Below are 20,968 nucleotides of genomic sequence, written 5' to 3' on the forward strand. Positions count from 1 at the left end.
GTCAGGAGCCGACGGCCGCCACGAAGACCTCGCCCACGCCGGCCACCGTGGCGGGGCCCGTCTCAGCCGGGACGTAGGCCGCCGTGCCCGGTCTCACCTCGACCGGGGTGCCGTCCACCGCTTCCGCCACGAAGACGTCGCCCCGGATGCCGAGCACGATCCGGGGGCCCTCCCCCGGCAGGCGCATCGGCGGCGTGGACGGGGTCAGTTCCAGTCGGTACAGCGCGAACTCGCGGACCGGCACCTGCCAGGTGCGTACCCCCGGCGCCGGCTCGGTCGACGGCAGGATCGGGTCGTCCAGGACCTCGAAGCGCAGCACCCGCAGCAGTTCCTCGACGTCCACCCGCTTCGGGGTCAGGCCGCCGCGCAGCACGTTGTCGCTGGCCGCCATGATCTCGACGCCGGTGCCGGCCAGGTACGCGTGCAGGTTGCCGGCCGGCATCCAGATCGCCTCGCCCGGCGCCAGCCGTACCTGGTTGAGCAGCAGCGCCACCAGCACGCCCGGGTCGCCGGGATAGTGGCCGGCCAGGTCGGCGGCCAGCGCATAGCTCCGGTTGCCCGTACGGTCGGCGCGGGCCGCCGTGACCACGTCCTCGATCAGCGCCGCGCGGTCCTCCGCCGGCCAGGTCAGCAGGGCGCGGACCGCGTCGCGGAGCCCGGCCGGGCCCGCCCGCAGCGCCGCGACCACCGGGGCCAGGCGTGGCAGGTGCAGGCCCTCCAGGACCGCCGCCGACACGTCCGGGGCCCGGAAGCCGCAGAGCGCGTCGAACGGCGTGAGCGCGACCAGCATCTCCGGCTTGTGGTGCGCGTCCGTGTAGTTGCGCGCCGCCCCCGGATCGGCCTGCTGGGCGGCGTACGCCTGCTTCGCGTACTCCGCGTCCGGGTGGGCCTGCAGCGACAGCGGCGCCGCGGCCGCCAGCACCTTCATCAGGTACGGCAGCCGGGCGCCGAACTCCTCCGCCACCTCCGCGCCGAGCTGGCCCTTCGGGTCGTCGGCGATCAGCGCGGCCAGGCTGACCGGCCCGTCCGGCCCGGTCGCCGTGGACGGGTCGCCCGGGTGCGCGCCCAGCCACAGCTCCGCCTCGGGAGCGTCGCTGGGCGCCGGCCGGCCCTGGAGCTCGGCCAGCGCCTGCCGTGAGCCCCAGGCGTACGGCCGGATGACGCCCCGCAGTGGGAGTACAGCAGCCACCGGGCCGCCCCCGTTCGTGAAGAAGTTACGCAGTGCCGAGGTCCGCGGACGACGCCGCCGCGGCCTGCGGGCTATAGATGTCGGGCTCGAGGTAGATCACCCGGGCGATCGGCATTGCCTCGCGGATCCGCGCCTCGGTCTCGTTGATGTGCTGGGCCACCTCGGCCGCGTTCTCCGTCGGCGGCACCGCGATCTTCGCGGCCACCAGCAGTTCCTCGGGACCCAGGTACAGGGTCTTCATGTGGATGATGCGCTCGATGCCGGCGCCGCCGGTGATGGCCTGCTCGATCTTCGTGACGTCCTCCGGGGTGGCGCCCTCGCCGAGCAGCAGGCTCTTGGTCTCCACCGCCAGGATGAACGCGATGGCGACCAGCAGCAGGCCGATCATGCCGGTGCCGATGGCGTCCCAGAGGCCGTCGCCGGTGATCAGGGTCAGCACCACGCCGAACAGCGCGAAGACCAGGCCGAGCAGGGCGCCGGCGTCCTCGAGCAGCACCACCGGCAGCTCGGGGGCCTTGGCGCGGCGCACGAAGTTGACCCAGGAGGTCTTGCCCCGGGTGTGGTTGGACTCCACGATCGCGGTGCGGAACGAGAAGCTCTCCAGGCCGATCGCGACCACCAGCACCACCACCGGCACCCAGTGCCAGCTGTGGATGCCCTCCCGCTCGTGCAGCTTGTGGTACGCCTCGTAGAGCGCGAACAGGCCACCGACGCTGAACAGCACGATGGAGACGATGAACGCGTAGACGTAGCGCTCCCGGCCGTAGCCGAAGGGGTGTTCCGGGGTGGCCCGGCGCTGCGCCCGCTTGCCGCCGAGCAGCAGCAGCGCCTGGTTGCCGGAGTCGGCGACCGAGTGGATCGCCTCGGCCAGCATCGACGACGAGCCGGTCAGCAGCCAGGCGACGAACTTGGTGACCGCGATGCCCAGGTTCGCGGCCAGGGCCGCGACGATCGCTCTGGTGCCGCCCCCCGCGCTCACTGGAGTCCCTCTGGCATCGGGTTGCTGAGCTCCTTCATCTCGTTGATCGCCGGCACGGCCATCGGGTCCAGGCCGTGGGCCAGGGCGAGATAGATCGAGGCGAAGTCGGGGACGGCGACCAGCGACGCCAGCCGCTCCAGGGCGGAGCCGCCCTCGGCGGTGACCACGTCGCAGCGCACGCCTCGGCGTTCCGCGAGGGTCTGCACCGCGTCCGCGCGGCGCTCCTCGACGGCCACCGGCTCGTCGGCCTCCTCCTCGGGGTTGAGCCCGCCGTCGCGCAGCACCACCAGGCGCAGCCGGGTGGTGAGCTCCTCCTCGGAGTCCGGGTCGGCGAAGATGTCCCGGGACGACTCGGCCAGGCCGCCGAACGGCCCGTCGAGCAGGCCGACCCGGCCGCGGCCGGCCTCGCCGAGCGCGCCGGCCATCACCGGGTAGCGGGCGTTGGCGGCCAGCGTGTCGGCGAAGCGGCGGGCGGCGACCGTGGCCAGCGGGGACGAGCCCCACACGATCGGGATCGACCCGGCCAGGCCCAGGGCCAGCGACTTCGCCGGGTTGACGAAGGACTCGGCGCCGGCCCGGCAGCGCTCGGCGTCGGCGTCCAGGCGGGCCGCGGTCTCGGCCAGGTCGGCCTCGTTGACCTTGACCAGGCCCAGGCTGCGGGCGGCCAGCAGCACCGGCACGGCCAGGCCCCAGAGGCTGGCCCGGGCCGGTGCCCGGCGCGGCACCGGGATGAACGGCGCCCGGGCCCGCTCGGCCATGGCCTGCAGCTCGGAGTCGGGGTTGCCGATCGCCACCAGGCGCGCACCGCGCCGGGCGGCGGCGTCCGCGGCGGCCAGCGCCTCGGGGCTGCGGCCGCTGGCGGAGACCGCGATGACCACGTCGGCGGCGCCGACCCAGCCGGGCACGCCGGCGCTGCGGTGCCCGATGACCGGCACCGGGCAGCGCGGGCCCGCGACGGTGGCCAGGATGTTGCCGGTCAGGCCGGCGGTGCCGATGCCGGCGACGACCACCGCGCGGGGGCGGCCCTCGTCGGCCAGCACGCTCAGGTTGGCCTCGGCGGCGAGCGCCGCGGACTCGCGTACCTGGGCGCCGGCCGAGGCCGTGGCCCGCAGCATGCCGCCCGGGTCGTTCTCCAGCATGGTCTTCTCGTCGGCGAGCAGCGACTCGTCCGCCACCCGGCGGCCGGTCAGGCCGGAGCCGCCGGCGATCGGGCCGGCCATCAGGACGCCTTTCCCGCGGTGGTGGCCTCGTCCAGGAGCAGAACCGGGATGTCGTCACGCACCGGGAAGACCCGTCCGCACTCCGTGCAGGTCAGCGTCTGCGCGCCGGCGTCGTACTCCAGCGGCGCGTGGTGTGTGTCCGGGCAGGCCAGAATCTCCAGCAACTGCGGGTCGAGGGCCACCGAACGGCTCCTTAAACGTGCGCGGGCATAGCGGAACCAGGTGATCCTAACCGCGAACGATGGCGAGCACCTGGTCGCGCAGGGCCGCCATCCGGTCCGGCTTGCCCGCTTCCACGTTCAGCCGCAGCAGCGGCTCGGTGTTCGAGGCGCGCAGATTGAACCAGCTGCCGTCGGCGAGCTGCACCGTCATGCCGTCGAGCTCGTCGAAGGTGGCGTCCGGGAACGCGGCCCGCACCTCGGCGACCGTCGCGGCCGCGTCGGTGACCGTGGAATTGATCTCACCTGAGGCGGCGTACCGCTCGAACTCGGCGGCGAACTCCGACAGCGGCCGCTGCTGACCGCCGAGCGCGGCGAGCACGTGCATCGCGGCCAGCATGCCGGTGTCGGCGAACCAGAAGTCGCGGAAGTAGTAGTGCGCCGAGTGCTCACCGCCGAAGACCGCGTTGGTCCGGGCCATCTCGGCCTTGATGAAGGAGTGGCCGACCCGGCTGCGGACCGGGACGCCGCCGTTCTCCTTGATGATCTCCGGCACCGCCAGCGAGGTGATCACGTTGTAGATCACCGAGCTGCCCGGGAACTTGGCCAGTTCCCGCTTGGCGACCAGCGCGGTGATCGCCGACGGCGAGACCGGGTCGCCGTTCTCGTCCACCACGAAGCAGCGGTCGGCGTCGCCGTCGAAGGCCAGGCCCAGGTCGGCGCCGTGGGTGCGGACGGCCGCCTGCAGGTCGACCAGGTTGGCCGGGTCCAGCGGGTTGGCCTCGTGGTTGGGGAACGAGCCGTCCAGCTCGAAGTAGAGCGGCACGATCTCCAGCGGCAGCGCGGTCAGCTCCTGGTCGCCGAGCACGGCCGGGACGGTGTAGCCGCCCATGCCGTTGCCGGCGTCGACGACGACCTTGAGCGGGCGGATGCCCGAGAGGTCGACCAGCCCGCGCAGGTGCGCGGCGTAGTCGGCGAGCAGGTTGCGCTCGGAGATCATCGGCGGCACCTCGGCCACCGCGTCGAGGTCGTTCAGCAGCTCCTCGGCGCGCCGCCGGACGATGGCCAGGCCGCTGTCCTGGCCCACCGGCCGGGCGCCGCCGCGGCACAGCTTGATGCCGTTGTACTGCGCCGGGTTGTGGCTGGCGGTGAACATGGCGCCGGGCAGGTCGAGCGCGCCCGAGGCGTAGTAGAGCTGGTCGGTGGAGCCGAGGCCGATGTGCACGACCGCGGTGCCGGCCGAGTTGACGCCGGCGGCGAACGCGGCGGCCAGCGCGGGGCCGGTCTCCCGCATGTCGTGGGCGATCACGATCCGTTCCGCGTCGTCCCCCGACTCCCGGAGCATCTCCACGAACGCCGTGCCCAGGGCGCGGGCCACGGTTTCGTCGAGCTGGTCGGGCACGACGCCACGGACGTCGTACGCCTTGACGAGCTGGGACAGATCAGACAACGGTCACTCCTCGGCACGATTTTCCGACTCGCCGAGCCTAACGGAGCAGAGGTAACCGCATGGTCGCAACAGCGTGGCGTCACCGTCTCGGGCCTGTTACATCTGTGCCGGCGAGCGCAACCCGTCACGGCAGGCCCGGTCGGCCGCCCGCGTCGTCTCCGGCAGCCGGAAGCGTGGCGTGAGCCCGAGGGTCAGCGCGCAGGCGGTGCCGAGGTCCATCCGGTGCCCGACCGACACGAAGACCGGCTTGACCCCGGCCCGGGTCCGCAGCACCGCACCCACGGTCTCCCCGGCGTCGACCAGCTCCGACCGGTCGCCGCGGCGCTCGCCCGGCGGCGCCCAGCTGCCCACCAGCGGGGTCTTGCCGACGCCGAACGACGGCAGCCCGGTGAGCACGCCGAGGTGGCAGGCGAGCCCGAACCGGCGCGGATGGGCCAGCCCGTGGCCGTCGCAGATCAGCACGTCGGGCCGGACGGCGAGCCGGTCCAGGGCGGTCAGCAGCGCCGGGATCTCCCGGAACGCGAACAGCCCGGGCACGTACGGGAAGGCGGCCCGGCCGCGCACCACCGCGGTGTCGACGACGCGGTGGCCGGCGATGTCCAGCACGACGATCGCGGCGGCCAGCCGTTCGCCGTCCTCGTGGTATGCCACGTCCAGGCCGGCGACGGTGGCCGGGCGGTCCGGGCCGGGGCCGCCGAGCAGCCGCGGTCGCAGGGCGTCCTGCACGGCCAGCGCCTCGGCCTCGGTACGCGGCCATTCCTCGTCGGTCACGGCCGCAGACGCTAGCGCAGCGGCGGCCCGGCCGCCTGGCGGGTTTCCCACCCCGTGGCCGGGCCGGCCGTCACGACGGCAACGCCGCCAGTTCCTCGGGCGTCAGGATGCGGCTGCGGATCAGGAAGCGCACCCCCTCCGGCGCCTCCAGGCTGAAGCCGCTGCCCCGGCCCGGCACCACGTCCACGGTGAGGTGGGTGTGCTTCCAGGCCTCGAACTGCGACGTGCTCATCCAGAACGAGACCGGCTCGGCCACCCCGTCGATGCGCAGCTCCTCGAGCAGCACGTCGCTGGCGCCGGTGCGGAACTCCCCCTCCAGGTAGCACATCGGGGCGCTGCCGTCGCAGCACCCGCCGGACTGATGGAACATCAGCGGGCCGTGCTGGCCCCGCAGCGACCGGATCAGGTCGGCCGCCGCGGGCGTCACATCCACTCGGGCTCCCATGGCCTAGAAGAAGCCCATGGCCTTGGGCGAGTAGCTGACCAGCAGGTTCTTCGTCTGCTGGTAGTGGTCCAGCATCATCTTGTGGTTCTCCCGGCCGATGCCGGACTGCTTGTAACCGCCGAACGCCGCGTGCGCCGGGTACAGGTGGTAGCAGTTGGTCCACACCCGGCCGGCCTTGATCGCCCGGCCCGCCCGGTACGCCGTGTTCATGTCGCGGGTCCAGAGGCCGGCGCCGAGGCCGTACAGGGTGTCGTTGGCGGTCTTGATCGCGTCGGCGTAGTCGGTGAACGAGGTCACCGAGACCACCGGGCCGAAGATCTCCTCCTGGAAGATCCGCATCGAGTTCGCGCCCTCGAAGACCGTCGGCTGCACGTAGTAGCCGCCGTTCAGGTCGCCGCCGAGGTCCGCGCGGGCGCCGCCGACGAGCACCTTGGCGCCCTCCTGGCGGCCGATGTCGAGGTACGACAGGATCTTCTCCAGCTGGTCGTTGGAGGCCTGCGCACCGACCTGGGTGTCGGTGTCCAGCGGGTTGCCCTGCTTCATGTTCTCCACGCGCTTGACGCCCGCGGCCAGGAAGTCGGAGTAGTGGCCCCGCTGGATCAGCGCGCGCGACGGGCAGGTGCAGACCTCACCCTGGTTCAGGGCGAACATCGAGAAGCCCTCGAGCGCCTTGTCCAGGAAGTCGTCGTCCTGGGCGCTGACGTCGTCGAAGAAGATGTTCGGGCTCTTGCCGCCGAGCTCCAGGGTGACCGGGATGATGTTCTCGGAGGCGTACTGCATGATCAGCCGGCCGGTGGTGGTCTCGCCGGTGAAGGCGACCTTGGCGACCCGGTTCGAGCTGGCCAGCGGCTTGCCGGCCTCGACGCCGAAGCCGTTGACGATGTTGATCACGCCCGGCGGCAGCAGGTCGGCGATCAGCGACATCCAGTAGTGGATCGAGGCCGGGGTCTGCTCGGCCGGCTTGAGCACCACGCAGTTGCCGGCGGCCAGCGCGGGCGCGAGCTTCCAGACCGCCATCAGGATCGGGAAGTTCCACGGGATGATCTGCGCGACCACGCCGAGCGGCTCGTGGAAGTGGTACGCCACCGTGTCGTCGTCGATCTCGCCGAGGGTGCCCTCCTGGGCCCGCAGCGCGCCGGCGAAGTACCGGAAGTGGTCGATCGCCAGCGGGATGTCGGCGGCCATGGTCTCCCGGACCGGCTTGCCGTTCTCCCAGGTCTCGGCGACCGCCAGCGGCTCGAGGTTCGCCTCCATCCGGTCGGCGATCCGGTTGAGGATGTTGGCTCGCTCGGCCACCGAGGTGCGGCCCCAGGCGTCGGCCGCGCCGTGTGCCGCGTCGAGCGCGCGCTCCACGTCGTCGGCGGTGCCCCGGGCGATCTCGCAGAAGTTCTGGCCGTTGACCGGCGAGGGGTTCTCGAAGTACTGACCCTTGGCGGGCGGTACGTACTCGCCACCGATCCAGTGGTCATAACGGGATTCGTAGCGGACGACCGCACCGTCGGATCCGGGCGGGGAATAGATGGTCATGCGCGTGTCCCTCCGTACCAGTTCGGGTACGTGTGACGTTAGTTACGCGGACGTTGCACAGACGTTGCAAGCCCGTATTCCGCTGCGAGCTGAGCGATCCGCCTGGCGGCCAGCAAGCGGGTAGGGGAACCGGGCGGCAGGACGGCCGCGTACGCCTCCCACATCTCCAGGTCGTCGGCGCCCCAGGGGGCGTTCACCCAGGCCTGGAGCAGATCGGCGCGGCTCAGCACCGCCGCCCGGAGCCGGGAGTCGATCAACCGGCGCAGCCGGGCCACTCCCGGCGCGTCCGAGGAGGGCAACAGCGGTCCGGCGTAGGCCGCCACCGCCTCGGCGACCAGGCCACTCTCCAGCAGACGGTGCACCGTCAGGAAGTCGGCGTCCACGTCGGCGCGCAACCGGTAGGGCCGCGAGTCCAGCAGCTCCGGGCCGAGGATCCGGCGCAGCCGGGAGAGCTCCGCGCGCACGGTGACCGGGTTCAGATCGTCGGCGTACAGGTCCAGCGCGAGCTGATCCCCGCTCCGTCCCTCCGGGTGCATCAGCAGCAGGACGAGCAGTTCGGAGTGCCGGCGGCCGAGCCGCAGGGACTTGCCGCCGATCGACAGCACGGCGTCTTCCCGGCCCAGCGCCGACACCGTGGCGGACCGCGCCGACTGGTGGGCGCCGAGGAACGCCTCGGCCGCCAGCGCGGTGGCCCGGACCAGCGCGAGGCTGTGCGGGTTGGCCAGGTGATCGCCGCCGGTCACGTCGATCGCGCCGAGCAGCCGCCCGGTCGCCGGGTCGTGGATCGGCGCGGCCGCGCAGGTCCAGCGCTGCACGCCGCGGGTGAAGTGCTCGGTGGCGAAGATCTGCAGCGGGTGGTCGACGGCGAGCGCGGTGCCGGGCGCGTTGGTGCCGGCGTGCGCCTCGTCCCAGCGGGCGCCCGGCACGAAGTTCATCGACTCGGCGCCACGCAGCACCGAGGTGGTGCCCTCGACCCAGAGCAGCCGCCCGTGCGCGTCGCAGACCGCCATCAGGTGGTCCCCGTCGTCGGCGAGCCCGCCCAGCAGGTCCCGGAAGATCGGCAGCACCCGGGCCAGCGGGTGCGCGGCCCGGTACGCCTCCAGGTCGCCGTCGCTGAGCTCGATGGGCGCGGTGCTGTCCGGGCTCACCCGCGCGCCGGCCGAGCGCCGCCAGGAGGCGGCCACCACGTCACGCACCTGGGTCACCGGTTGTTCGCCGGTCACGAACCGCTCGTGGGCCCGGCCCACCTGGCTGATCCGTTCCGCGGGGTCGGTGCCGAGGGCGAGCGCGAGCCAGGGGTTGGACATGCGCACCTCCAGTCCCGTCCATCGTGACCCGCATCACGCCGTCCGACAACCACCTGTTCAGCGGGGTTCACGCACCCGGGTTGCGGCGCGGCCCAGCAGCAGGGTGTCCAGGGCCGCCGGCAGGCCGGTGCCCAGCGACCACTCGCCGGTCCCGTCCACCAGGAACACCCGGCCCCCGGGGTCGACGGCCAGGAAACCCTCGTGGCCGGCGGTGCCGAGCGGGAACAGCGGCGCGCCCACCCGCGCCGCCACCCGGGCCAGCGTGTCGGCGGTGTCGGCGGCCCAAGCCGGGTCGATGTGGAAGGGGGCGGTGCGCACCGACCGGCCCGGCGCCTGCCCGGTCGAGTCGGCGCCGAGGTAGCGCTCCAGGGCCTCGACCGCCGCCGGGGAGACTGCGTGCCGGTGCTCGACCCCGCGGGCGGCCAGCGTCTGCTCGATCCGCTCGGCGACCCGGGCGCGGTCCGGGGCCGGGCGGTGATGCAGCCGGCGCCGGGCGAGCAGCCGCTGCCACCGGGAGTCACCGGCGGGCGGCCCGGACTCCCGCACCGGCCAGAACGGGCGGACGCCGAGCACCCGCGTGCACGTGTCGCAGGGGGTGGCGGTCGAGGTGCCCTGGTTCGGGTCGCCCGGTTCGCGTACCCGCCAGAGCCGCACCTCGGCGCCGGGGTCGTCGGGCCCCTGCACCACCTTGCCCAGGGCGGTCAGCTCGGGGTGCCACTCGGCGCCGCGGACCCGTTCCCGGGCCGGGATCGCCGCCAGCCGGGCTCGCACGAACGGGTGCAGCACGGGCGGCTCGTCGGTGCGCACGCCGGCCGCGCGGGCGGTGGACGATCCCACGGCCACCTCGGCGACGAGGCCGGGCGGCTCCACCCGCGGTCCGTCGGCGCCGGCCCGCGGCAGCAGGCCGCGCTCGTACGTCAGCTGTTTGCCGTACTGCTCGCTCAGGTACGCCGGGTTGGCGAAGCTCACGATGCGGCCGGTGACCTTGTCGACGAAGGTGGCGTAGCTCGTGGCCGCCCCCGGCGCCTGGATCGACCAGCCGAGCTCCTCCTCGCCCAGCACCACCTGGTCGGGCGGGCAGCCGGCGTTCTCCGCCCAGCGCAGCGCGATCCGTTCGAGCACGTGCGGCGGCAGGTCGGCGGGGCCCGCCGGGGCGTCGCGGCGCTCCAAGGTCACACCGCTGGGCAGCACGTGCCGCATTGTCATCGATCCTCCCGGGCCGAGCGCCGACCATACCGGCGGGCGGCGACATAGGCTGGCCGGGTGGACACGACAGCGTTCTATGTCGCGGGCGAAGCGGCGCACGGCGACACGGAAGTCACGGTGACGCACCCGTACGACGGTCACCCGGTCGGGCGCACCAGCTGGGCCACCGAGGCCCAGGTCGAGGCCGCCGTCGCGGCCGCGGCCGGGGTCGCCGAGCAGGCCGCGGCCCTGCCCGCGCACGTGCGCGCGGCCGCCCTCGACCACGTCTCGCGCCGCCTCGCCGAGCGCCGCGAGGAGATCGCCGCGCTGATCACCGCGGAGAACGGCAAGCCGCTCAAGTGGGCCCGGATCGAGGCCGACCGCGCCGTGTCGGTGTTCCGCTGGGCCGCCGAGGAGGCCCGCCGGTTCGGCGGCGACCTGCAACGGCTCGACACCGACGCCGCGGGCACCGGCCGGCTGGCCCTGGTCAAGCGGGTGCCGCGCGGGCCGGTGCTGGGCATCTCGCCGTTCAACTTCCCGCTCAACCTGGTCGCCCACAAGATCGCCCCGGCCCTCGCGGTGGGCGCGCCGATCGTGCTCAAGCCCGCGCCGGCCACCCCGCTGACCGCGCTGCTGCTCGGCGGGATCCTGGCGGAGACCGACCTGCCGGCGGGCCTGTTCTCGGTGCTGCCGATCCCGAACGACCGGGCCGCGGCGCTGGTCGCCGACCCGCGGCTGCCGATCGTGTCGTTCACCGGCTCGGGCCCGGTCGGCGCGCGGATCCGCCGGTCCGCGCCGGAGAAGCACGTGACGCTGGAGCTGGGCGGCAACGCGGCGGTGCTGCTCTGCGGCGACTACGGCAGCGACGCCGACCTGGGCTGGGCGGCGCAGCGGGTGGCGACGTTCGGGACGTACCAGGCGGGCCAGAGCTGCATCGCGGTGCAGCGGGTCTACGTGCACGCCGGCCTGACCGGCTTCCTGCCGCGCCTGATCGACGCCGTGACCGCGCTGCGCACCGGCGACCCGCGGGACCCGGAGGTCGAGGTCGGCCCGATGATCAGCGAGGACGCGGCGCGGCGCGTCGAGGAGTGGGTCGACGAGGCCGTGGCCGCCGGCGCCACGGTGGCCGTGGGCGGCAAGCGGGACGGTGCGACGTACCCGCCGACCGTGCTGACCGGGGTCCCGGCCGACGCGAAGGTGCTCACCGAGGAGGTCTTCGGGCCGGTCCTGGTGGTCTCCGAGGTCACCGACGACGCCGCCGGCCTCGCCGCGATCAACGACTCGGCGTACGGGCTCCAGGCCGGCGTCTTCACGCACAGCATCCAGACGGCGTTCACCGCGCACCGCGAGCTCCGCGTCGGCGGCGTGATCGTGGGTGACGTGCCGTCGTACCGGGCCGACCAGATGCCGTACGGCGGGGTGAAGGGCAGCGGCGTGGGCCGCGAGGGCGTGGCCAGCGCGATGGACGACTACACCGAGCCGCGCGTGATGGTGCTGACCGGCATCACCCTCTAGCGGCAGCAGTACATCCATTCAGGATCGCCCGTCGGGGCAATCACCGCCGTCTTTCGGGCAACCGGTCATCCGGACCCGGCGGGCGCGCGTACCTCGGTGCGAACACACCTACCCGAGGGAGTACCGCCATGTCCTCCAGCCGAACCCGTCTCCGTGCCGTGACGGTCGCCGCGGCCGCGACCGTGGTGGCCGCCGTCAGCGCGGTCACCTACAACGCCTCCGCCGCCGAGCTCACCGGCGGCCCGCGGCCGCGGCCGAGCGCCTCGCCGTCACCCATCGATCCGCCGCCCGGCCTGCGCCGGATCGGCGCGTTCCGGGTGGTCCAGGGCACCCAGACCTACACCTGCACCGGCGGCGTCTTCACCGGCGCGTCGGTGCCCGAGGCCAAGCTGGCCGGCCCCGGCGGCCTGATCCACCACTTCAAGGGGCCGAGCTGGCAGTCGGAGCGCGACGGCTCCCTGGTGACGGCCACGAAGAAGGCCGACCTGCCCCGCCCCGGCACGATCCCGGAGCTGCTGCTCGAGGTCACCAGTCACAGCGGACCGGCGAACGGCCTGCTGGCCAAGGCCACCCACATCCAGCGGCTGAACACCTCGGGCGGCGTGGCCCCGGCCGGCGCCTGCACCGACGGCGCCACCCGGGCGGTCCGCTACGGCGCCCTGTACGTCTTCTGGGGCTGACCCGGCCGGCGGCACAGTGATCCGGGCCGGTCACTGTGCCGTCTTCTCCCCCATGAGTGCCAGCCCTGCGGTTGACCGTTCCGAACCGGCGGCCGGGGCACCATATTTCACCCGTCCTCGTTTGTGGCCCCAGGACGGAGTTTGCTCGCGATGCGTACCCCCAAGGTGTTGGTGCTCGGTCTGGCGCTCGGCCTGCTGGCGGGCTGTGGACCCGCCGTGACCAGCGCCGCACCGACCACTTCGGCCTCCTCGCCGGCCCGCTCCGCCCCGGCGCCGGCGGCGAAGAAGCCCAAGCCGCCGGCCGTACCGGCGCACCGCAAGCCGGTCAAGAGCAAGCCGGTCCGCAAGCCCGCGAAGCACCGGACGGCGCGCGCCGGCGGGCCCGCCGACAGCCTGATGCGCACCGGCCGGGCCGGGGTGGCGCTGACCTTCGACGACGGACCCGACCCGGTGCAGACCCCGAGGCTGCTCGACCTGCTCAAGAAGGAACGCGTCAAGGCAACCTTCTGCGTGGTCGGCCGCAACGTGGCGGCGTACCCCGGGCTGGTCCGGCGGATCGCCGCCGAGGGCCACACCCTGTGCAACCACACCTGGGCGCACAGCCTGACCCTGGGCAAGCGGAGGCCGGCGGCGATCCGGGCGGACCTGGCACGCACCAACCAGGCGATCCGGCGAGCCGCGCCCGGGGCGAAGATCAAATACCTGCGGGCGCCGGGCGGGAACTTCACCCCGGCGTTCGTGCGGGTCGCCAGGGAACTCGGCATGACCTCGATCTACTGGCAGGTGGATCCGCGCGACTGGGAGCACCCGAAGGGCGAGACGGGCGCGGCGCACCGGGCGAAGGTGGTCCGGACGGTCAAGCAGCACGTGGGCCGGGGGTCGATCGTGCTCTCCCACGACTACCGCCAGCCGGAGACGATCACGGCCTACGAGACGTTGCTGCCCTGGCTGCGGCAGCGCTACCGGCTCATCGCGCTGCCCTGAGACACCTCAATGCGAGGGCGGGATGACGCGCAGGTGGCCGCGGCGGCCGGTCTGGTGCCCCGGCAGGTTGTCGTGCTCCTCCGGACGCGGCGGCGGGGCCGGGCGGGCCGCCTCGCGGACGGCGTCGGCCAGCGCGACCAGGTCGTCGGTGGTGGGCGGCGGCGGCAGGAAGTCGCCGTCGTGGCGGACCAGTTCCCACCCGCGCGGCGCGGTGAGGCTGCGGGCGTGCGGCTCGCACAGGTCGTAGGTGTGCGGCTCCGCGAACGCGGCCAGCGGGCCGACCACCGCGGTCGAATCGCTGTAGACGTAGGTCAGAGTGGCGACCGCCTGTCGGGGACAGCCGTTCCGGGAGCAGCGCCGTGGTGACCTCACGGCGGCACGTTATCTCCCCGCGGCGACCGCCAGCCGCGACACGCCGACCCACCATGCATCACGATTTCGTCATGGCGCACCGACACGCCGTCCCAATGGGACGAATTCCCGGGGAAGAAACGCGGCGGACCCAGCCTGACCACGGACGACGCCTCGCGCGGGCTAGGCTGGCCGACGTGACTACCAGTCCCGACCGCCGCCGGTCCGGTGCGGAACCCGGCCGGTCGGCCCGCGCCGCCGGCCCCGGCCGCCCCACCCGCCGCGACCGGCACGGCCGCGGCCTCCGCGGCCGGCTCGTGCCGGCGACGGTGCCGCTCGCCCGCACCAAGGCGGAGATCTTCGACGACCTCGTGCTGGACACGGTCGAGGGTCTCGAGCGGCGCTACGCCAAGGAACTCGCCGGCGTCGAGTTCGCCGTCGAGGACGTGCCGCCGGATCTGAACGTCTACGACTCCGACGTGCTCGAGGACGGCGAGGTGCCCCTGGCCCGCTTGTTGCCGGGCCGGCCCGGTCGCCAGGAGCTGCCGCCGCGGATCGTGCTCTACCGGCGGCCGCTGGAATTCCGGGCGATGGACCGTGAGGACCTCGCCGACCTCGTGCATGACGTGATCATCGAGCAGGTCGCCAACCTGCTCGGTGTTGACCCTGACGAACTTTCCTGAGACGGCCCCCCGGCGTCTGCGGGAAAGCGGGCGTCAGGCCACCCGGCGCTTGAGCTTGCGGCGCTCCCGCTCGCTGAGCCCGCCCCAGATGCCGAAGCGTTCGTCGTGGCCCAGCGCGTACTCCAGGCACTCGGCCTTGACGTCGCACCGGCCGCAGATCCGCTTCGCCTCGCGCGTCGAACCGCCCTTCTCCGGGAAGAAAGCCTCTGGATCGGTCTGCGAGCACAAGGCCCGCTCCTGCCACTCGGGCGCGTCCCCGAGCAGGTCCACCCCTTCAACCTGCGCTTCCATCGGCGTGCCTCCTTTTCCGCGCCGGCAGCGATGCCTGCGCTGACCCCCCACGCACGCGGCGTGTTTCTTGCGGGAAAACACGCTTCGCGACGCGTCTTTCCCACAACCCCACCGAAATTACACGCGTGTAAGACGTGCGTCGTCAAGCCGAACCTGATAAATAGGCCCGTTTCCCCCAAGGCGCGATGACGGCCTCGCGAGTCCCGTTCCAGCCCTATCTGTCCGGGCCACCGGAAGGTAACGCGAGGTCGGCGCGTCGAGTCCAAATTACCCCATTTTGTGACCCGTTGACTAGGGGGATCTAGCGGCGGCCGTACCCGGTCGTGCGTTCGGCCGCGGGCCGGCCCGCGGCGGCGGCCAATTCCTTGAGCTGGGCGACGGTCCGGGCGGACCCGTGCTCCGAGCCGGCCATCCGGGAGATCGTCTCCTCCATCAGGGTGCCGCCGAGGTCGTTGCAGCCCCCGTTGAGCATCGCGATGGTGCCCTCGTCGCCGAGCTTGACCCAGGAACACTGGATGTTGCCGATCCGCCCGTGCAGCAGGATCCGGGCCATCGCGTGCACGACCCTGTTCTCCCGCCAGGTAGGCCCGGGGCGGGCGATGCCGGCCAGGTAGATCGGGGCGTTGGTGTGGATGAACGGCAACCCGACGAACTCGGTGAAGCCGCCGGTGACGTCCTGGATGCCGGCCAGCACCCGGAAGTGGCCGAGCCACTGGCGGGGGTGGTCGACGTGGCCGTACATCATGGTCGAGCTGGACCGGATGCCCACCTGGTGGGCCGTGGTGACCACGTCGATCCAGGCGGACGCGGGCAGTTTGCCCTTGGTGAGCACCCAGCGCACGTCGTCGTCGAGGATCTCGGCGGCCGTGCCCGGGATCGTGTCCAGCCCGGCGTCGTGCAGCTCGGTCAGCCACTCCCGCACCGAGACGCCCGCCTTGGCCGCGCCGGTGACGATCTCCATCGGCGAGAACGCGTGCACGTGCATGCCCGGCACCCGGCGCTTCACCGCCCGGACCAGGTCGGCGTACGCGGTGATCGGCATCTTCGGGTCGATGCCGCCCTGCATGCAGACCTCGGTGGCGCCGTCCTTCCACGCCTCCTCGGCGCGGTCGGCGACCTGCTCGACCGACAGCCGGTACGCGTCGGCGTCCTGCTCACGCTGGGCGAACGCGCAGAACCGGCAGCCCACGTAGCAGACGTTGGTGAAGTTGATGTTGCGGTTGACCACGTACGTCACGTCGTCGCCGTTGACGTCCCTGCGGAGGTCGTCGGCGAGGCGGACGAGCTCGTCCAGCGCGGAGCCGTCCGCGTTGAAGAGAGCCATCGCCTTGTCCTCGTGGGCCGGGTCGAGCAGAGCCGCGGGGTTTTCGGCGGCAAGCTTCAAGCCGGCCAGCACTTCGGACTCGATACGAGGCCCGGCTGCTTCGGTGGTGATGTGCGCGGCCACCTCGTCCCAGTCGCCGTACACGCTGTCGAAGTCGCCGCGGCGGTCGCCGGTGCGGCCCTCGGTGTCGATGGTGGCGAACAGGTCGGTGCGCCCGCTCGCGTACGCGTCGTCGGGCTCCTGCCAGGGCAGCCCGGCCGGCCTCGCCTCCTCGCGGGCCAGCCCGGTCGCCGGGTCGGCCAGCGCCGCCACGTGCGCGGCCAGCCGCGGGTCCAGCCAGCTCTCGCCGCGGCGGACGTATTCCGGGTAGATGGTCAGGCGCTCGCGCAGCTCGAAGCCGGCCTGCCGGGACTGCTCGCGCAGCGCCTCGATCTGCGGCCAGGGGCGCTCGGGGTTGACGTGATCCGGCGTCACCGGGGAGACGCCGCCCCAGTCGTCGATGCCCGCGCGCAGCAGCAGGGAATACTCGCCCGCGATCAGGTTCGGCGGGGCCTGGATCCGGGCCCGGGGGCCCAGGATGATCCGGGCGACCGCGACCGTGGCGGCCAGCTCGCGCAGCTCGGCGTCCGGCATGCCGCGCATCGCCGTGTCCGGCTTGGCGCGGAAATTCTGGATGATGACTTCCTGGATGTGGCCGTACTCGCGGGCCGTGCGGCGCATCGCGAAGATCGCGTCGACCCGCTCGGCCGGCGTCTCGCCGATGCCGATCAGGATACCGGTGGTGAACGGGACCCCGACCCGGCCGGCGTCGTCGAGCACGCGCAGCCGGACGGCCGGCTCCTTGTCGGGCGAGCCGTAGTGCGGGCCGCCCGGCTCGGACCACAGCCGGGTCGCCGTGGTCTCCAGCATCATGCCCATGCTCGGCGCGACCGGCTTGAGCCGCTGCAGGTCCGCCCAGCTCAGGACCCCCGGGTTGAGGTGCGGCAGCAGCCCGGTCTCCTCCAGCACGGCGATCGCGCAGGCCCGCACGTAGTCCAGGGTCGAGTCGTAGCCGCGCTCGTCCAGCCACTGCCGGGCGGCGGGCCAGCGCTCCTCGGGCCGGTCACCGAGCGTGAACAGCGCCTCCTTGCAGCCCTGCGCGGCGCCCTCGCGGGCGATCGCGAGCACCTCGTCGCGCTCCAGGAACGCCGCCGGCAGCCGGTGCGGCACGGTCGCGAAGGTGCAGTAGTGGCAGCGGTCGCGGCACAGCCGGGTCAGCGGGATGAAGACCTTCTTCGAGTACGTGACCACGCCGGGGCGCCCCGCCTCGCGCAACCCCGCGTCGCGGACCCCGCCGGCCACCGCCAGCAGGTCGTCGAGGAACGGCCCCTCGGCAGCGAGCAGCGCGGTCGCCTCACCGGCATCGATCGCCTTGCCGTCGGTCGCACGCTTCAGCGCACGGCGGATGCTGGCCTCAGTCACGTCTGCCACCTGTGCAGCCTAGGCCGGAATGCGATCGGCTGCGTCCGCCGTAACAGGGCAGTGACAGTGGTCTGAAACACGCCGGGCTGGGAACAGCCGGAAACAGCGACGGCGCCCCGGTCGGGGCGCCGTCGGCGGCGGTCACTGGCGGTGCGGGGGTTCCTCGCCCACGATCCGGGTGCGGTCGGCGTCGTCGGCGGGCGGGATCGCCTGGGTCGGGTCCGCGTAACCGCCCGGCTGCTGCTGCGGCTGGCCGTACGCCGGCGGGTAGGACTGCGCGGAGTAGGCGCCGGGCGCCTGCGGGTGGCCCGGTGAGGGCGCGAACGGGCCCGGCGGGGTGCCGGGGGCGCCGCCCGAGGCGGGCTGGGCCGACACCGGCGGCGCCGGCGGGGCCGAGGCCGGCGGGGTCACCGTCGGCTGCCCGGAGGTGGGCGCTCCCCAGGCCGGGGGCTGACCCCACTGGCCGGGCTGCGGCGGGGTCTGCACCGGCTGGGTCTGCGCCGCCGGGTGCTGCGGCTGGGGGTAACCAGGCTGGCCGGGCGGCGGTGGGAAGCCGGGCTGACCGGGCTGGCCCTGCGGGTAACCGGGCTGGCCGTACTGCTGCTGTTGCTGCCACTGCTGGGGCTGGCCGTACATGCCGGGCTGGGGCTTCGGCTTCGGCGTGTGGAAGAAGGCGCGCCAGATCAGGAAGACCGCGTACGCCGCCGCCCCGAACACCGCCAGCCAGGCCGCCCGGACCAGGAACTCCTCGAACGCCACCCGGACGCTCCAGCCGGCGATCTTCACCAGGCCGATCAGGAAGCCGAACAGGACCGCGAAGGCGGCCGCCACCGCGTACTCGATCAGCGCGGCGATCGTGATCAGCTTGGCGTGCTTGTGCATCGGCTGGACCACGGTCGCCAGCAGCACCGCCGCGAGCGGCAGCAGCAGCATCTCGATGTTGACGAAGCTGTAGAAGCTGTTCTGCACCCGGGTGAGGAAGTCCTGCCCCACCCCGGACGGGATCAGCCGGATCACCGCGACGAAGAGCCAGATGGCGGGCGCGGCCACCAGGGCGTACGCGGTGAGGTCACGCAGCGGCCGGATCACCTGGACGGCCGAGCCTCCCGGGCGCCCCGGCTGCTGCTGCGGCGGCGGTGTGCTGGTCACAGCTGGACTCCTGTTGGTCCGATAGCGGGCAAGTCGGCTCAGCCTAGACCCGATAGGCAGATCACACCCGAGACCCGCAGCCCGCGGATCCGGCCGCGGTGCGCAAGGATGGTCGGATGCGGATCGTGGTCCTGACCGGGGGAATCGGTGGCGCCCGGTTCCTGGTGGGCCTGCGTGCCCACGCCCGGCGAATCGGCGCCGAGGTCACGGCGGTGGTCAATGTCGGTGACGACGTGCGGATGCACGGCCTGCAGATCTGCCCCGACCTGGACAGCGTCATGTACACCCTGGGCGGCGCGGCCGATCCGGACCGCGGCTGGGGCCGGGTCGGCGAGACCTGGGTGGTCAAGGAGGAACTGGCGAAGTACGGCGCCGAGCCGTCCTGGTTCGGCCTGGGCGACAAGGACACGGCCACCCACCTGGTCCGCACCACGATGCTGAACGCCGGCTATCCGCTGTCGGCCGTCACCGCCGCGCTGTGCGAGCGCTGGCAGCCGGGCCTCACGCTGCTCCCGGCCACCGACGACCGCCTGGAGACCCACGTGGTCGTCGACGTCGAGGGCGAGCGCAAGGCCATCCACTTCCAGGAGTGGTGGGTGCGCCACCGCGGCGCCGTGCCGACCCACCGGTTCGTCTTCGTGGGCGCCGAGGCGGCGAAACCGGCGGCCGGGGTGCTGGAGGCGATCGGCACCGCGGACGTGGTGCTGGTGGCGCCGAGCAATCCGGTGGTCAGCATCGCGCCGATCCTGGCCGTACCGCTGCTCAAGGAGGCCGTGCTGGACGGCCCGGCGCCGGTCGTCGGGGTGTCGCCGATCATCGGCGGCGCGCCGGTGCGCGGCATGGCCGACCGCTGCCTGGCGACGCTCGGCGTCGAGGTGAGCGCGGCCGGCGTGGCCGGCCTGTACGGCGGCCGCACCGACCGCGGCCTGCTCGACGGCTGGCTGGTCGACACGAGCGACGAGGGCGTGTCCGTGCCCGGGGTGACCACCCGGGCCGTGCCACTGTGGATGACCGACGAGGACCGGACGGCCGCGATGGTCGCCGCGGCGCTGGAGCTGGCGGGGGTCGCCTGATGGACGGTCTCGAGGTGCTGCCGGTCCGCGGCATCGGCGACGTGACGGCCGGCGACGACCTGGCGGCCCTGATCACCGCCAACGCGCCGTGGCTGCGCGACGGCGACGTGCTGGTGGTAACCAGCAAGATCGTGTCGAAGGCCGAGGGCCGGCTGGTCGAGGTGCCCGCCGACGGCCCGGAGCGGGAGGCGGCCCGGGAGCGCGCGCTGGCCTCGGAGACCCGCCGGGTGGTGGCCCGCCGCGGGCCGACCGCGATCGTGCAGACCCACCACGGCTTCGTGATGGCGGCCGCGGGCATCGACGCGTCCAACGTCGACAAGACCCACCTGGTGCTGCTCCCGGCCGACCCGGACGCCTCCGCCCGCGCGCTGCGCGACGCGCTGCTGGAGCGGGGCCTGCGGGTCGGCGTGATCGTGTCGGACACCATGGGCCGGGCCTGGCGCAACGGGCTGACCGACGTGGCGCTGGGCGCGGCCGGCATCGAGCCGTTCCGGGACCACCGGGGCGAGATCGACCCGTACGGCAACGAGCTCCAGCTGACCCAGATGGCCGTGATCGACGAGCTGGCCGCGGCGGGTGAGCTGGTCAAGGGCAAGTGCGACCAGGTGCCGGTGGCGGTGGTGCGCGGCTACCCGGGCGCGGGCGCGGCGCAGGGGCCCGGAGCGGGCGCCCTGCTGCGCGACGCGGCCAGCGACATGTTCTCCCTGGGTACGGCCGAGGCCCGAGCAGCCGGCCTGCGCGACGCGGCGACTCTCCCGGACGCCCCGGCCGGTGCTGGTCCCGCGGCCGCCGACGGGATCGCCCGCGCGCTGGCCACCGTGGCAGCCGCAATCACCGTGGCGACGGTGTCACCTGGCGTGCTCCGCTGCACTCCCCCGGACGAGACGCCGGCGGGCCTGATGCGCTTCGGCGCCGACATCCACCGCCTCCGCGCAGCCATGGCCGCGGAAGGCCTCGCGTCCACCGTCACCTACGACGACACCACTGCGATTCTCACGGTTGTCGTGGCGTAAGCAGCGGTCCGACCATGGTGAGATCCAGCCGGGGATCGGGGGTTGACAAGCGACTAGATGTCGCGCGACACTGATCCCGCCAGGCAATTAAGTGGTGCCTGGATGTGTCAGACATCCAGGCACCAAGTTACGCAAAGGTATTTTGTACGATTTGCCACCAGGTAACCCACATTAGCGGCAAGACGCTGGCCAGCGTTGTAACCACTATGGCCA

The 20,968-nt window shown here is 73.2% G+C and carries 20 protein-coding genes; 6 read left to right on the plus strand and 14 right to left on the minus strand.

The features are described from left to right. Window position 1 precedes the first annotated feature (1 nt). The 10 genes from manA to ACIBQZ_RS10720 form a co-directional block, all read right to left on the minus strand. Window positions 2–1,189, minus strand: coding sequence for a mannose-6-phosphate isomerase, class I (manA, locus tag ACIBQZ_RS10675; protein WP_396088304.1), 1,188 nt, complete (start codon window positions 1,187–1,189; stop codon window positions 2–4). Between the two features lie 25 nt (window positions 1,190–1,214). Continuing rightward, the gene (locus ACIBQZ_RS10680) at window positions 1,215–2,168 is read right to left on the minus strand and encodes a cation diffusion facilitator family transporter (RefSeq protein WP_396088305.1); all 954 of its coding nucleotides are present in this window, start codon (window positions 2,166–2,168) and stop codon (window positions 1,215–1,217) included. Continuing rightward, the gene (locus ACIBQZ_RS10685; protein ID WP_396088306.1) at window positions 2,165–3,388 is read right to left on the minus strand and encodes an SIS domain-containing protein; all 1,224 of its coding nucleotides are present in this window, start codon (window positions 3,386–3,388) and stop codon (window positions 2,165–2,167) included. Before ACIBQZ_RS10685 ends, ACIBQZ_RS10680 begins: the two co-directional genes overlap by 4 nt. Next, window positions 3,388–3,570 carry a Trm112 family protein gene (locus ACIBQZ_RS10690; protein WP_396088307.1) on the minus strand — a complete coding sequence of 61 codons (183 nt, stop codon included), beginning with the start codon at window positions 3,568–3,570 and terminating at the stop codon, window positions 3,388–3,390. The genes ACIBQZ_RS10685 and ACIBQZ_RS10690 overlap by 1 nt, the downstream gene beginning before the upstream one ends. A 46-nt stretch (window positions 3,571–3,616) precedes the next feature. Continuing rightward, the gene (locus tag ACIBQZ_RS10695) at window positions 3,617–4,996 is read right to left on the minus strand and encodes a phosphomannomutase/phosphoglucomutase (RefSeq protein WP_396088308.1); all 1,380 of its coding nucleotides are present in this window, start codon (window positions 4,994–4,996) and stop codon (window positions 3,617–3,619) included. Between the two features lie 96 nt (window positions 4,997–5,092). After that, the gene (locus ACIBQZ_RS10700) at window positions 5,093–5,767 is read right to left on the minus strand and encodes an endonuclease V (protein ID WP_396088310.1); all 675 of its coding nucleotides are present in this window, start codon (window positions 5,765–5,767) and stop codon (window positions 5,093–5,095) included. Between the two features lie 70 nt (window positions 5,768–5,837). Further along, window positions 5,838–6,212 (minus strand): DUF779 domain-containing protein, encoded by a 375-nt coding sequence (locus ACIBQZ_RS10705; protein ID WP_396088312.1) that lies wholly within the window; start codon window positions 6,210–6,212, stop codon window positions 5,838–5,840. 3 nt (window positions 6,213–6,215) lie between these two features. Continuing rightward, window positions 6,216–7,739: an aldehyde dehydrogenase gene (gene adh / locus ACIBQZ_RS10710; RefSeq protein WP_396088313.1), complete on the minus strand. Its 1,524-nt coding sequence runs from the start codon at window positions 7,737–7,739 to the stop codon at window positions 6,216–6,218. 38 nt (window positions 7,740–7,777) lie between these two features. Continuing rightward, the gene (locus ACIBQZ_RS10715) at window positions 7,778–9,046 is read right to left on the minus strand and encodes a GAF domain-containing protein (RefSeq protein WP_396088315.1); all 1,269 of its coding nucleotides are present in this window, start codon (window positions 9,044–9,046) and stop codon (window positions 7,778–7,780) included. Between the two features lie 57 nt (window positions 9,047–9,103). Continuing rightward, window positions 9,104–10,252, minus strand: a complete 1,149-nt coding sequence (locus ACIBQZ_RS10720; protein WP_396088317.1) for an SUKH-3 domain-containing protein — start codon at window positions 10,250–10,252, stop codon at window positions 9,104–9,106. A gap of 57 nt (window positions 10,253–10,309) precedes the next feature. Between ACIBQZ_RS10720 and ACIBQZ_RS10725 the strand changes: the two genes are divergently transcribed. The 3 genes from ACIBQZ_RS10725 to ACIBQZ_RS10735 all read left to right on the plus strand — a co-directional run bounded on the left by ACIBQZ_RS10725 (window position 10,310) and on the right by ACIBQZ_RS10735 (window position 13,410). Further along, window positions 10,310–11,746, plus strand: coding sequence for an aldehyde dehydrogenase family protein (locus ACIBQZ_RS10725; protein ID WP_396088319.1), 1,437 nt, complete (start codon window positions 10,310–10,312; stop codon window positions 11,744–11,746). 128 nt (window positions 11,747–11,874) lie between these two features. Continuing rightward, window positions 11,875–12,426 carry a DUF3455 domain-containing protein gene (locus tag ACIBQZ_RS10730; protein ID WP_396088321.1) on the plus strand — a complete coding sequence of 184 codons (552 nt, stop codon included), beginning with the start codon at window positions 11,875–11,877 and terminating at the stop codon, window positions 12,424–12,426. 150 nt (window positions 12,427–12,576) lie between these two features. Continuing rightward, window positions 12,577–13,410, plus strand: coding sequence for a polysaccharide deacetylase family protein (locus ACIBQZ_RS10735; RefSeq protein ID WP_396088322.1), 834 nt, complete (start codon window positions 12,577–12,579; stop codon window positions 13,408–13,410). Window positions 13,411–13,416: 6 nt separating this feature from the next. Here the strand turns inward: ACIBQZ_RS10735 and ACIBQZ_RS10740 are convergent, their stop codons facing one another. Further along, the gene (locus tag ACIBQZ_RS10740) at window positions 13,417–13,782 is read right to left on the minus strand and encodes a DUF3499 domain-containing protein (RefSeq protein ID WP_396088323.1); all 366 of its coding nucleotides are present in this window, start codon (window positions 13,780–13,782) and stop codon (window positions 13,417–13,419) included. Window positions 13,783–13,958: 176 nt separating this feature from the next. On the opposite strand from ACIBQZ_RS10740, the gene ACIBQZ_RS10745 reads away from it, so the two are divergent. Then, window positions 13,959–14,444 (plus strand): metallopeptidase family protein, encoded by a 486-nt coding sequence (locus ACIBQZ_RS10745; protein WP_396088324.1) that lies wholly within the window; start codon window positions 13,959–13,961, stop codon window positions 14,442–14,444. Between the two features lie 33 nt (window positions 14,445–14,477). Here ACIBQZ_RS10745 and ACIBQZ_RS10750 read toward each other — a convergent pair whose 3' ends face one another. From ACIBQZ_RS10750 to ACIBQZ_RS10760, 3 genes are all read right to left on the minus strand, one after another. Then, complete coding sequence (locus ACIBQZ_RS10750; RefSeq protein ID WP_015619224.1) at window positions 14,478–14,735, minus strand: WhiB family transcriptional regulator; 258 nt, start codon at window positions 14,733–14,735, stop codon at window positions 14,478–14,480. 301 nt (window positions 14,736–15,036) lie between these two features. After that, window positions 15,037–17,529 (minus strand): bifunctional FO biosynthesis protein CofGH, encoded by a 2,493-nt coding sequence (locus ACIBQZ_RS10755; protein WP_396088326.1) that lies wholly within the window; start codon window positions 17,527–17,529, stop codon window positions 15,037–15,039. Window positions 17,530–17,661: 132 nt separating this feature from the next. Continuing rightward, a complete protein-coding gene (locus tag ACIBQZ_RS10760; RefSeq protein ID WP_396088328.1) occupies window positions 17,662–18,669 on the minus strand; it encodes a hypothetical protein in 1,008 nt (335 codons plus the stop codon). A 116-nt stretch (window positions 18,670–18,785) separates the two neighbouring features. Between ACIBQZ_RS10760 and cofD the strand changes: the two genes are divergently transcribed. Together cofD and ACIBQZ_RS10770 are read left to right on the plus strand one after the other, a co-directional pair. Next, the gene (cofD, locus tag ACIBQZ_RS10765) at window positions 18,786–19,742 is read left to right on the plus strand and encodes a 2-phospho-L-lactate transferase (RefSeq protein ID WP_396088330.1); all 957 of its coding nucleotides are present in this window, start codon (window positions 18,786–18,788) and stop codon (window positions 19,740–19,742) included. Then, window positions 19,742–20,755, plus strand: coding sequence for a coenzyme F420-0:L-glutamate ligase (locus ACIBQZ_RS10770; RefSeq protein WP_396088332.1), 1,014 nt, complete (start codon window positions 19,742–19,744; stop codon window positions 20,753–20,755). Before cofD ends, ACIBQZ_RS10770 begins: the two co-directional genes overlap by 1 nt. Window positions 20,756–20,968 lie beyond the last annotated feature (213 nt).

This window comes from Actinoplanes sp. NPDC049599, assembly GCF_044465625.1.
Lineage (GTDB): Bacteria > Actinomycetota > Actinomycetes > Mycobacteriales > Micromonosporaceae > Actinoplanes.